General features: G+C 70.1%; 8 protein-coding genes and 1 pseudogene. 2 read left to right on the forward strand and 7 right to left on the reverse strand.

Annotation, left to right across the window (positions count from 1 at the left end):
- The 5 genes from MKW14_RS04215 to MKW14_RS04235 form a co-directional block, all read right to left on the reverse strand.
- On the reverse strand, positions 1-1,075 hold a 1,075-nt coding region (locus tag MKW14_RS04215), incomplete at its 3' end, for a ribulokinase (protein WP_374116531.1).
- 115 nt (positions 1,076-1,190) lie between these two features.
- Positions 1,191-2,210 carry an ABC transporter permease gene (locus MKW14_RS04220; protein ID WP_240858956.1) on the reverse strand — a complete coding sequence of 340 codons (1,020 nt, stop codon included), beginning with the start codon at positions 2,208-2,210 and terminating at the stop codon, positions 1,191-1,193.
- Positions 2,207-3,802 carry a sugar ABC transporter ATP-binding protein gene (locus MKW14_RS04225; RefSeq protein ID WP_240858957.1) on the reverse strand — a complete coding sequence of 532 codons (1,596 nt, stop codon included), beginning with the start codon at positions 3,800-3,802 and terminating at the stop codon, positions 2,207-2,209. The genes MKW14_RS04220 and MKW14_RS04225 overlap by 4 nt, the downstream gene beginning before the upstream one ends.
- Positions 3,803-3,804: 2 nt before the next feature.
- The gene (locus MKW14_RS04230; protein WP_240858958.1) at positions 3,805-4,926 is read right to left on the reverse strand and encodes a substrate-binding domain-containing protein; all 1,122 of its coding nucleotides are present in this window, start codon (positions 4,924-4,926) and stop codon (positions 3,805-3,807) included.
- A gap of 328 nt (positions 4,927-5,254) precedes the next feature.
- The gene (locus tag MKW14_RS04235; RefSeq protein WP_240858959.1) at positions 5,255-6,286 is read right to left on the reverse strand and encodes a LacI family DNA-binding transcriptional regulator; all 1,032 of its coding nucleotides are present in this window, start codon (positions 6,284-6,286) and stop codon (positions 5,255-5,257) included.
- A gap of 486 nt (positions 6,287-6,772) precedes the next feature.
- Here MKW14_RS04235 and MKW14_RS04240 point away from each other — a divergent pair, with 486 nt between their 5' ends.
- Both MKW14_RS04240 and MKW14_RS04250 read left to right on the forward strand, forming a co-directional pair.
- Complete coding sequence (locus tag MKW14_RS04240) at positions 6,773-8,269, forward strand: arabinofuranosidase catalytic domain-containing protein (RefSeq protein ID WP_374116532.1); 1,497 nt, start codon at positions 6,773-6,775, stop codon at positions 8,267-8,269.
- A gap of 150 nt (positions 8,270-8,419) precedes the next feature.
- Positions 8,420-11,038, forward strand: coding sequence for an alpha-L-arabinofuranosidase family protein (locus tag MKW14_RS04250; protein ID WP_276618473.1), 2,619 nt, complete (start codon positions 8,420-8,422; stop codon positions 11,036-11,038).
- Here MKW14_RS04250 and MKW14_RS04255 read toward each other — a convergent pair.
- A pseudogene (locus MKW14_RS04255) lies at positions 11,025-11,279 on the reverse strand (oxidoreductase C-terminal domain-containing protein); the annotation flags it as partial. The gene MKW14_RS04250 and the pseudogene MKW14_RS04255 overlap by 14 nt on opposite strands.
- A gap of 22 nt (positions 11,280-11,301) precedes the next feature.
- Entirely contained in the window at positions 11,302-11,952 is a 651-nt protein-coding gene (locus MKW14_RS04260; RefSeq protein ID WP_240858960.1) for a TetR/AcrR family transcriptional regulator, read from the reverse strand.
- Positions 11,953-12,245: the final 293 nt, after the last annotated feature.

Here is a 12,245-nt window from a genome sequence, read left to right on the forward strand (position 1 = left end):
TGGCGTATGCGGCCGGGAAACCGGTGCGCACGAACCAGGCGAAGATGTCACCGACACCGCTCTGCCCGGCTTCGTAGCCCCACAGACCCGGCAGGATCCCGCCGTCCACCACCCCGCACATGCCCGGCACCACACCGTGCTGGTCGGAACTCATCACATGGCAGGTCGAGGTGCCCATGATGGCGACCATCTGACCCGGCTCCACCGCCCCGGCGGCCGGTGCCGTCACATGCGCGTCGACATTGCCGACACACACCGCGATACCCTCCGGCAGCCCCGTCCACGCGGCAGCCTCAGCTGTCAAGGTCCCTGCCGCGTCACCGAGTTGACCGATCGGGTGCTCCAGCTTGTCCGTCACGAAGTCGGCGAAGCCGGGGTTGAGGGCGGCGAGGTAGTCACGGGAGGGATAACGCCCGTCCTGGTACTGCCCCTTGTAACCGGCGGTGCAGGCGTTGCGGACATACCTCCCGCACAACCGCCACACGATCCAGTCCGCCGCCTCCACCCAGCGCTCCGTGCGCCGGTAGATCTCCGGGTCCTCCTCCAGCACCTGCAACGCCTTGGCGAACTCCCACTCCGAGGAGATCTTCCCGCCATACCGCTCCAGCCACGGCTCCTTGCGCTCCGCCGCCAGCGCGTTGATCCGGTCCGCCTGACCCTGCGCGGCGTGATGGCGCCACAGCTTGACGTAGGCGTGCGGGCGGGCACCGTACTCCGGCAGCTCGCACAGCGGCGTGCCGTCCGAAAGCACCGGCAACACCGTGCACGCGGTGAAGTCCGTGCCGATGCCGACCACTTGCTCGGGACGGATCCCGGCAGCCGCCAGCGCCGCCGGCACCGCCTCACGCAGCACATCGATGTAGTCCGACGGCACCTGCAACGCCCAGTCCGGCGGCAGCCGCGTACCGTCCGGCAGCTCACGGTCCAGGACCGCGTGCCCGTACGCGTGCTCGGCCGTCCCCAACTCGGCGCCGTCACGGACCCGGACCACCACAGCGCGGCCCGACAGGGTTCCGAAGTCCACACCCACGACGCAGGGTTCCGAGTTCGGGTATTCCTCGTCTCCGGTGTTCATCATCAGCCTCCTCCTCACAGACGTATTCGACATGTCGACCATCGTTCGAGTTTCCGAAGACGCCGAGAGGGGCGGCAGGATCCTCGGTGGCGGACTCGACCGGCGTGTCGGGCGCTCAGGCGCGGCTTCGGCCGAAGTAGCGGGCGCGTACCCGGTCGAGCAGGATGGCGACGCCGAGGACCGCTCCCTGGACGACCTGCTGGTCGTAGGGGCTGACCTTGAGGGCGAGCAGACCGTTGGTGATGAACTCCAGCAGGATCGCGCCGGCCGCGATGCCGGCGATGCGGCCCTCGCCGCCGGACAGGGACATTCCGCCGACCACCGCGGCGGCGATCGCGGTCAGTTCCCAGCCCGCGCCCACGGAAGGGTCGGCGACGTTCATGCGGCCGATCACCAGGATGCCGACCACACCGGCCAGCACGGCGCTGGCGACGTAGGTGGAGGTGATGCGGCGGGCGGTCGGGATGCCCGCGAGGCGGGCGGCTTCCTTGTTGCCGCCGACGGCGTAGATCTGGCGGCCCACGTAGGTGCGTTCCAGGACGAACCAGGCGATGGCGGCGGCGCCGACGAAGAACAGGGCGGGGACCGGGATCTGGCCGATGTAGTACTGGCTGAGGTTGCTGAACATCGGGTCGAGGTTGTTGATGGGCGAGCCGCTGGTGATGGCGAGCGCCATGCCCTGCGCGACGGTGTAGGTGACCAGGGTGATCACGAAGGGTGGCACGTTGAGGCGGGTGACCATGATGCCGTGCCACAGGCCGACGCAGGCCGTGATCACCAGCGTGAGAAGGATGGCCAGGGGGGCGGGCATGCCCTCGTTGACGTTCATCCAGGCGGCGAGGATGCCGGCCAGACCGGCCAGCGCGCCCACCGACAGGTCGATGCCGCCGGTGAGGATGACCAGGGACTCGCCGATGGCGAGGATGCCGACCTGCGCCAGGTCCCGGCCCATCACCTGGAGGTTGCCCACCGCGGTGTAGGTGTCCGCGTTGGCCGCGATCCCGACGAAGACCAGCACGCAGGCGATGATGACTCCCGCCTCGGGAGAGGCGGCGAGCTTACGGGCGAGACTCGCTACGGCCGGGCGCGGCTTGGGCGTGGCCTCCTCGGGTGCGAGCGTGCTCTGCGCGCTCATGCTGTGGCTCCGTTCGTCAGTTCTTCCTGGTCGGGCTGTTCCCCGTCGGGCGTTTTCGGGTCGAGCGCGGACGTTCCGGCCGCGGCCGTCATGATCTGTTCCTTGGTGGCGTCGGCCCGGTCGATGACCGTGACGACCCGGCCGTGGTTCATCACCGCGATGCGGTGGCAGATCCACAGCAGTTCCTCCAGTTCGGAGGAGGCGGCCACCACCGCCATGCCCTGTTCGGCCGCCCGGTCGATCAGCTTGTAGATCTCGGCCTTCGCGCCGACGTCCACGCCGCGGGTGGGTTCGTCGAGCAGCAGCAGGCGCGGTTCGGCGGCGAACGCGCGGCCGAAGATGGCGCGTTGCTGGTTGCCGCCGGACAGGGAGCCGATCGGCTGCTCCACCGACTGCATCCGCACATTCACGTTCTCGGCGATCTTCCGCGCCTCGGCGCGCTCGCGTCCCGGGCCGAGCAGGCCCCGGGTGCTGATCCGTTTGAGCACAGAGACAAGGACGTTGGAGCGGATCGACGCGAACAGGACGAGGGACTGCTCCTTGCGGTCCTCGGGGATCAGGGCGATCCCGGCCGCCACGCCGTCGCCCGCGCCGCGCGGGTGGTAGGACTCGCCGCCCAGCAGCATCCGGCCGCCCGTCGAGGGCTGCGCGCCGGCGATGGTGTGGACGAGGCGGCTGCGGCCGGAGCCCATGAGCCCGGCCACGCCGAGGATCTCGCCCTCGCGCACTTCCACGTCGACCGGTCCCAGCCCGTCCGCGGTCAGGCCCTCGACCCGGAGCAGAACCGGGCTGGTCGCGGGCGGTGCCTTCGGCTCGCCCTGCGCGACCTCGCCGCCGACCATCTCCCGGATGAGGCGTTCCTCGGTGGCCTCGGCCGGTTCGAGGTCGGCCACCAGCCTGCCGTTGCGCAGCACCAGCACGCGGTCGCTGATGTCGCGGACCTCGTCGAGACGGTGCCCGATGAACAGCACCGTGCCGCCCCGCTCGGCGAGTTGCCGGGCCAGGCCCAGGACCATCTCGGCCTCGATGGGCCCCAGGGAGGAGGTGGGTTCGTCCAGGATCAGCAGCTTGGGTTCGCGGCCCCAGGCCTTGGCGATCTCGATCATCTGCCGGGTCGGCACCGGAAGGGTGCGCACCTCCCGGCTGACCGGGATCGTCTTGGCGGACAGCCCGATCTCCGCCAGCATCGCCTCCGCCTCGGCCCGCTGCGCCGCACGGTCCACGAGCAGCCGCCGCTTCGACTGGCGCGGCCGGCGGCCCAGCAGCAGGTTCTCCGCCACCGAGAGCTGTCCGACCAGCGGGAACTCCTGCGAGACCATGGCGATGCCGAGCTGCCCGGCCGCCTCGGTGGACCCCGCGGCGAGGGGTTGGCCGTCGATGAGGATCTCGCCGCCGTCCCGGTGGACCGAGCCGGCCAGCGTGCCCATCAGCGTGGATTTTCCGGCGCCGTTCTCACCGACCACGCCGATCACCTGGCCGGCGTACAGGTCGAGTTCGGGCAGGTCGAGGACGCGCACCGGCCCGTAGGACTTGTGGACCCCCCGCAGCCGCGCGGTGACCGCGCGGCCCGGGGCGTTCTGGGTGGCCGTCATGCTCAGCCGATCCCGAGCTGCGACTCGAGGGACTGGTAGGCGCTCAGGTCGGACTTGGTGACCAGGCCCACGCCGGAGCTCAGGGTCGAGCCGTCCTTCTCCAGGTACGGCTTGACGATCGCCATCGTCTTGGCCTTGCCCAGCACCTTCTCCGCGGCCAGGAGGTACGCCCCGGTGTAGCCCTGCTGGTAGGGCATCTGTACCACGGTCCCGGAGATCACGCCGGACTGGATGAACTTCAGCGTCTGGGCGTCGGAGTCGTCGGAGACGATGTGCACGGACGCGGTCTTGCCCGCCGAGGTCACCGCCTGCGCCAGCGCGGGACCGTCGTAGGAGTAGACGCCGTACAGACCGGTCACGTCGGGGTTGTTCGCCAGGATGGTCTCGGCGTCCGACGTCGCCGTGCTGGCCTGGAGGTTGTCGTTGACCTTCTGCGCGACCGTGATCTGGGTGCCCTTGAGAGCGGCCTCGAAGCCCGCGATGCGCTGGGTGGCGTTCGACGCGGTGAGCGAGCCGACCAGGATCGCCACCTTGCCCTTGCCGCCGAGCACCTGCTTCATCGCCGTGCCCGCCTGGAAACCGGCGGTGTAGTTCGGGGTGCCCAGGTACAGCGAGGCGGCGTCGGTGCCCGGCAGCGGCGAGTCGATCGCCAGCACGTCGATGCCCTTCTGCACATCGGTGTGGATGGTCCCCGCGGCCGAGGTCGGGTCGATCGCCGAGATCGAGTAACCGGTCACGCCCTGCGAGCGCAGGGTCTCAAGCTCCGAGTTCTGCTCCGTCAACTTGCCGTTGGGCGGGGCGAAGTAGGTGCACTTGCTCTTCGCGATGCCGAGGTCGGAGCAGCCCTTGAGGAAGCCGACCTGGCCCGCCTTCCAGTAGTCGGCGGCCACGTTGACGACCATCGCGATGTCGACCTTGGACAGGTCCTTGCCGGCCAGGTCGGCCTTGAGCGCCGCGTCGAGCTTGGCCAGGCTCGTCTGGTTGAAGGTGACCGACCCGGACAGGGCGACCGGGGCCGCGCTGGGGCTCGACGAGCCGGAGCCGGCCGAGCTGGAGGAGCTGCCGGAGTTCTTGGAGCAGCCGGCTGCGGCGAGCGAGATGAGCACCGCTGTCGCGGCGATCACGGTGCGGGACCTTCTGCTACGGATCATCATTGATCTGCGCCCTTCTAGGTTTTCGGGGTTGCGGAGCCCACGGCCGGGAGCGGAGGTGGGCGGGTGGGGATGACGGGGCCGCGGACGGGCATGCCGGAGCGTCCCGGGAAGGGGGGTGCGTTTGGTCCACGGCGGAGCGGTACGAGGCTCAGGGAGGCGCTCGTCGCAGCGGTGGGGCGGGGCTGACGGCGCGGGACCGAATGGCTGGCGGTCAGTCAGATCTGACGCTCAACCGGCAATGAAATCAGTCGGGTTGACGTTCACACTGATGGGCAGCAGTCCATACGGACTCCCTCATTCAGGGTCGGGGTCGGGTCGCCGAGGTGCGCACCACGAGGTTGGGCGGGATGACGATGTGGTGGGCCTCTTCGACCACCTGCGGGCCGGCGTCGGGGTCTCCGACGATCTCGATCAGCAGCCGCAGGGCGCGCCGGCCGAGTTCGTCGAAGTCCTGGCGGACGCTGGTCAGCGACGGGCCGAAGTACTCGGTCTCCGGCATGTCGTCGAAACCCACCACGCTGATGTCCTCGGGCACCCGCAGCCCGGCCTGCTGCAGGGCCCGCAGCAGGCCGAGTGCCATGTGGTCGTTGGCGCAGAAGACCGCCGTGACATCGGGGTCGGTGGCGATCCGCCGGCCGAGCTCGTATCCGGTGCGGGCCGTCCAGTCGACACCCGCGAGCGGCTCGGGCACCTCGGCGCCCCGCTTTTCCAGGGTGTTGCGCCAACCGGCCTCGCGTTCCTGCGCGTCGAGCCAGGAACGCGGTCCGACCAGGTGGTGCACCGTGCGATGGCCGAGGTCCAGCAGGTAGTTGGTGGCGAGTTCGGCACCCGCCTCGTTGTCCACGGCCACCGAGGCCAGCGCGGCGTGGGTCCCGCAGCCGACCGCGACGAGGGGCACGTCCGAGGGGACGTTCGCCAGTGCGGCGATCGCGGAGGTCTGCGGCGCGATCACGATGATTCCCTCGACACCCTGGTCGCGCAGCCGGTCCACGGCGTCCAGTACGGACCGCCGGTCGAGTGTGCCGACGGCGGCCACGGTGACGAAGTACTCGTGCTGCCGGGCCGCCTGCTCGATGCCGTAGAGCATGCAGGCCGGGCCGTACAGCGTGGTGTTGAAGCTGATCACACCCAGGGTGCGGGTGCGGCGGGTCGCCAGGGTGCGGGCGGCGGCGTTGGGGCGGTAGCCGAGCTCGCGGACCGCGGCCAGGACCCGGTCCCGGGTGGCGGCCCGTACGTTCGGGTGGTCGTGGAGGACCCGCGAGACGGTCTGGTGCGACACGCCCGCGAGCCGGGCCACGTCCGCCATCACCGGTGCGCGTTCCGTGTCCATGCTCCACCTCCTCACTGGCTGTCGTGGGAATTGTTAACGCACACAATCCGGAGGGGTCAAGGCATGAGAAGGACCTGTCCTCGAATGCTCCGACAGCGTTGCCATGGGCGGGGAATCCCTAACGAGCTGCGGTTTTCCCTTGTCGCGATCCGCCGCCGAGCCACCAATACGCGGCCGGGGAGGCAGAGTTCAAAGCTTTTGTTTCCACTCTCTTGACTGTTCAAGAGAGTTGACCGGCTATTCATCCCAGCGTAGAAAGACGGAGTCGCGAGACCGGGCGATCACCCCATCCGCCCGAGTATAGAGCCGCACGTGCCCCGCCAAAGCCGCACCCCCCACCCCCGCTCCCCTGACGCTTCCGGATGAGTAACGGCGTCCGACGGGCTCGCTTGTTAACGCTCACAATCCGCTCGTCCGCAGACGGCGGACCTCCCCCTGCCCCTCCGCACGCCGCGGGGCCGGCACGCACGACGGAAGAGGTTCACAGTGACAGTCAGACACCTGAGAGGTCTCCGGCTCAGGGTGGTGGGCGCGGTCCTCGCCCTCCTCGCCGGCATCCTGGCCGCGGCCATCGGCACCGCGGGCACGGCCCAGGCCGCCTCGTCCCTCCCCTGTGACGTCTACGCCGCCGCGGGCACGCCCTGCGTCGCCGCGCACAGCACCACGCGGGCGCTGTTCGCCTCGTACAGCGGAGCGCTCTACCAGGTCAAGCGTCTGTCCGACAGCACCACCACGAACATCGGGACGCTCACCGCCGGCGGCTACGCCAACGCGGCGGCCCAGGACTCCTTCTGCTCCGGCACGGAGTGCGTCATCACCGAGATCTTCGACCAGAGCGGTGAGGGCAACAACCTCACCGTCGAGGGTCCGGGCGGCAACGGCGGGCAGGACGTCGGCGCCATCGCGAACGCCCTGCCCGTCACGGCGGGCGGCCACAAGGTCTACGGCGTCTCCGTGCAGGCCGGCGTCGGCTACCGCGACAACAGCACCACGGGGATCGCCACCGGCAGCCGGCCGGAGGGCACCTACATGGTCACCAGCGGCCACCACGTCGACGGCAACTGCTGCTTCGACTACGGCAACGCCGAGACCAACAGCAAGGACACCGGCAACGGCCACATGGACGCCGTCAACTTCGGCACCGAGTGCTGGTTCACGCCCTGCTCCGGATCCGGCCCCTGGGTCATGGCGGACCTGGAGAACGGCCTGTTCGCCGGCGGAAACGGCACCAACAGCAACAACACGGGCAACTCCAGCACGTTCGTCACGGCGCTGGAGAAGAACAACGGCACCACCACCTACGCCATCAAGGACGGCAACGCCCAGTCCGGCACCCTGAAGACCGACTACAACGGCAGCCTGCCGACCACCACCGGCTACATGCCGATGCACAAGGAGGGCGCGATCGTCCTCGGCACCGGCGGCGACGACAGCAACTGGTCCGACGGCTCGTTCTTCGAGGGCGTCATGACCTCCGGCTACCCGACCGACGCTGCCGACAACGCGGTGCAGGCCAACATCGTCTCGGTCGGCTACACCCAGTCCGCCCAGACCTTCCCCGTCACCGGCACCGCCTACCGGCTGACCAACCCCAACAGCGGCAAGGTGCTGGACGCCGTCAACTGCGGCACCGCCAACGGCACCGCCGTCGACCTGTGGTCCTCCCTCGGCAACACCTGCCAGCAGTGGAAGTTCGCCGGCGCCGGCAACGGCCACTACACCATCACCAACGTCAACAGCGGCACGGTCCTGGACGACAAGAACTGCGGCATCAGCAACGGCACCGCGGCGCAGCTGTGGGCGGCACTGGGCAACACCTGCCAGCAGTGGGACGTCACCCCGGCCGGCGGCCACTACACGATCACCAACGTCAACAGCGGCATGACCCTCGACGTGGCGAACTGCGGCACCGCCAACGGCACGTCCGTGCGCCAGTGGGCGCAGCTGGACAACGTCTGCCAGCAGTGGGACATCGCGCCCTGATCTGAACGACCGCTCATCGACGGCCCGTCGGTCCTCCCCGCCGACGGGCCGTGTCCCCCTCCGTCGTTCCTGACCGTTTCCCTCCTTTCCTGATCGTCTTTCTCCCTCGCAGAGTTCTCCCCGGCCGATTCGTCTCACAAAGGAACCCGCATGCCTTCGGAAGCCGGACTGCCCCGCAGAACCGTTCTGACCGCCCTCGGCGCCGCCTCCCTGGCCGGCGCCTTCGCCGCCGCCGCTCCCGCCCGGGCCGCCGAACGCTCCGCCGCGGCAGCGGACGCAACCGCCACCGACCTGCCCGCCGCGGCCGCGCACTGGACCTTCGACGAGGGCTCCGGCACCTCCGCCGCCGACGCCTCCGGCAACGCTCACACCGTGACCCTCCAGGGCGCGGCCGGCTGGGACACCGGCAAGGTCGGCGCCCACTGCCTGAGCCTCACGGCGGGCGGCAACGCCACCGCGTCCGGGCCCGTCCTCGACACCTCCAAGGCGTTCACGGTGGCCGCCTGGGTCAACCTCAGCCAGCTGGGCGGCTACCAGACCGCCGTCAGCATCGACGGCAAGGTCGTCAGCGCCTTCTACCTGGGGCTGCGCGACGACACCGGCACCTTCGCCTTCGCCCGGCTCGACTCCGACGCCGACCAGGGTGCCGCCGTGGCGGCCGCCGCCTCGGCCCCCACCACCGGCACCTGGACCCACCTCGTCGGCGTCAGCGACCCCTCGGCCGGCGTCACCCGCCTCTACGTCAACGGCGTGCTGGAGGGCCAGGCCGACTACACCTCCGGCTGGGCCGGCACCGGCGACACCGCCATCGGCCGGGCGCTCTACAGCGGCGGCCACGTCGACCAGTGGCACGGCCTCATCGACGACGTATGGCTGTTCCCGACCGCCCTCACCTCCGACCAGGTCGCCACGCTGGCCGGGGTGCCGGTGGAGAGCACGACACCGCTGCTGAGCGTGGACGTGGCCAACCCGGCGCACGCCGTCTCCCCCATCCTGCCCGGCCTGATGTTCGAGGACATCAACCACTCCGGCGAGGGCGGCATCTACGCCGAACTCGTGCAGAACCGCTCGATGATGGCCAGCGACACCTCCCCCGTGCACTGGTCCGCCGTGGGCGGGACGACGCTCGCGCTGGACACCTCCACACCCCTCAACGACGTCCTCACGCGCTCCCTCAAGGTCGTCCTTCCGGCCACCACCGGAGCCGTCAACCGGGCCGGCGTGGCCAACGACGGCTTCTGGGGCATACCCGTGCGGCCCCGGACCACCTACACCGCCCGGCTGTTCGCCAAGGCGTCCCGACGCCTCGGCCCGCTCACCGTGGCCCTCGAGTCCGCGGACGGCTCGACGGTGTACGCCTCCGCACGCCTTCCCCACGTGGGCACCACGTTCACCGACCGCCCCTTCGAGCTGACCCTGCGCACCCATGCGGGCGCACCCGTGGTCGGTGACGCGCGGCTGACCGTGACCACCGACGCCCCGTCCGCCGCGGGCGAGACGCTCTGGCTGCAGCACGTCTCCCTCTTCCCGCCCACCTACAACAACCGCCCGAACGGCCTGCGCGTCGACCTGATGGAGAAACTGGTCGCCCTCAAGCCGAAGTTCCTGCGCTTCCCCGGCGGCAACTTCCTCGAGGGCAACACCATCGCGACACGGTTCAACTGGAAGAACACCATCGGCCCGGTCTGGAAGCGCCCCGGCCACATGGACGACGCCTGGGGCTACTGGTCCACCGACGGCCTCGGTCTCCTCGAATACCTGGAGTGGGTCGAGGACATGCGGGCCCAGCCGGTGCTCGCCGTCTTCGCCGGCTACTCGCTCAGGGGCGAACACGTCACCGGCGACGCCCTCAAGCCGTACATCCAGGACGCCCTCGACGAGATCGAGTACGTCACCGGTCCCGTCACCAGCACCTGGGGTGCGCGGCGGGCCGCCGACGGACACCCGAAGCCGTTCCCGCTGGAGTTCGTGGAGATCGGCAACGAGGACTGGTTCGACTCCTCGGGGTCCTACGACGAGCGGTTCGCGGCCTTCTACGACGCGATCAAGACCAAGTACCCCCAGCTGAAACTGATCGCCTCGACGACGGTGAGGAGCCGCACGCCGGACCTGATCGACGAGCACTACTACCTCGCACCGTCCGCCGCCCAGGCCGCCACCCACAAGTACGACAACCGGGACCGCGGTTCGACGAAGGTGTTCGTCGGCGAGTGGGCCGCTCAGGAAGGCCGCCCCACCCCCGACCTCAACGCCGCGCTCGGCGACGCCGCCTGGCTGGCCGGGCTGATCCGCAACTCCGACCAGGTCCTGATGGAGTGCTACGCGCCGTTGTTCTCCAACGTCAACAACAACGTCTGGGCGACCAACCTGATCGCCTACGACAACCTGACCAGCTACGCCTCACCCAGCTATTGGGCGCAGCACATGCTGACCAGACAGCTCGGCGACACCGTCCTGCCGGCCACCGCGCGTGCGCTGCCCTCCGTGGCCACGGTCGCCACCCGCGCCGGGAAGCGGCTCTACCTCGCGATCGTCAACTGCGGCACGGAGAAGGCGAGCGTGCCCATCGAGCTGAAGGGGCTGGCGAAGGGGGTGAAGAAGACGGCGACGGCCACCGTGCTGACCGGGGCGTCACGCACCGCCACCAACACCCTGACCGCCCCCGACGCCCTCGTGCCCACCACGAGCACGGTCACCGGCGCGGCGGCGGCGTTCACCAGCACCTTGCCCCCGCTGTCCGTCACGGTCCTGGAACTCACGCTGACCTGACGGAAGGGAGCGTCCCACCACCTGCCGCAGCGGCGGGCGCGGAGTGCACCGCATCGCCCCACTCCGCGCCCGCCGCGATCGCCTGCCGCCACCGCCTGATGGCCCTCGGCGGCATGCCGACCGCGAGCGCCCCGCCCACCCGGTCGCCGGTGCGGTACGCGGCGACGAACCGCCGCTCGGCCAGGTCGCCGTCCACGACGGCGACTTCGTCGTGCCCGCGCAGATGGCCGTAGGCCTGGATGTCACGGGGGGAACGGGTCCCGTCAGGAACGGGACGAGATCGGGGCCAGCCACAGGCCGACGAGCGCGTCGGCGAGGCCGCCGGCGGCGTCGTCCCAGTTGGCGCGGGGCGTGGCCCGGTTCTCGGCGATCGCGCGCTCCCGCTCGGCGGGCATGTGAACGATGAGATGGCGGGCCATCTCGGCACGCTCCGCCCGTACTTCGGGGGGCAGTTCGGGCAGGCAGCGGGTCAGCCCGTCGATGATCTGGCGCAGGGTCGGGGAGGCGAGTGACTCCTCGACGAGGATCTCGTGCAGCGCCGGGTCGGTGACGACCTGTGCGCAGAACCGTGCGTACCAGGTCGGTCCGCCCAGCGCGCCGAGGTGCTTGGGGATGGGCCGCACCAGGCAGTCCACCCAGTCGCGGACGTCCGAGGAGTCGCCGATGCCGGCCAGCAGCCGGGCGCGGATCTCCTCGATGCGGGTGGCGTGCTTGCGGACGATCGCACGGACCAGGTCGGCCTTGGTGCCGAAGTGGTAGCCCACGGCCGTGTTGTTGCCCTGGCCTGCGGCCTCGCTGACCTGACGGTTGGAGACCGCGTTGACGCCGCGCTCGGCGAACAGCCGTTCCGCCGCGGTCAGGATCAGCTCACGGGTCGCGCTGACCTGTTCCGCCCGTGCCGTCCTGCTCGCCATGCTCACCACCGCACCGGGACTTCGCTCAGCCCTCCGACGGCCAGCCCCTCGAGCCGTCGCAGGTCCGCCGTCGGTGCGGCGAGTTTCCAGCTACAGAAGCCTACGCAACAGCACATGGAGGACGGTCCGCAGCTCGGTACGGGCGAGTTCGGTCGGCGATCCCGGGCAGCGTCCTCGTGGTTGATGAGCAGGGTGCGGCCTCCTGAGATCCGGCGGTTCCGGCACGATCAGGCAAAGCGAGCCCTTACAGTAAGTCAAGCGCCTGCCTTAAATCTGGCAAGCTGTTCGCCCGT

It is taken from the genome of Streptomyces gilvus, from assembly GCF_022513565.1.
Classification (GTDB): Bacteria; Actinomycetota; Actinomycetes; order Streptomycetales; family Streptomycetaceae; genus Streptomyces; species Streptomyces gilvus.

Coding starts and splice junctions, on each gene's coding strand:
- MKW14_RS04220 (WP_240858956.1), bottom strand. CDS start 2,210: ATGAGCGCGCAGAGCACGCTCGCACCCGAGGAGGCCACGCCCAAGCCG.
- MKW14_RS04225 (WP_240858957.1), bottom strand. CDS start 3,802: ATGACGGCCACCCAGAACGCCCCGGGCCGCGCGGTCACCGCGCGGCTG.
- MKW14_RS04235 (WP_240858959.1), bottom strand. CDS start 6,286: ATGGACACGGAACGCGCACCGGTGATGGCGGACGTGGCCCGGCTCGCG.
- MKW14_RS04250 (WP_276618473.1), top strand. CDS start 8,420: ATGCCTTCGGAAGCCGGACTGCCCCGCAGAACCGTTCTGACCGCCCTC.
- MKW14_RS04260 (WP_240858960.1), bottom strand. CDS start 11,952: ATGGCGAGCAGGACGGCACGGGCGGAACAGGTCAGCGCGACCCGTGAG.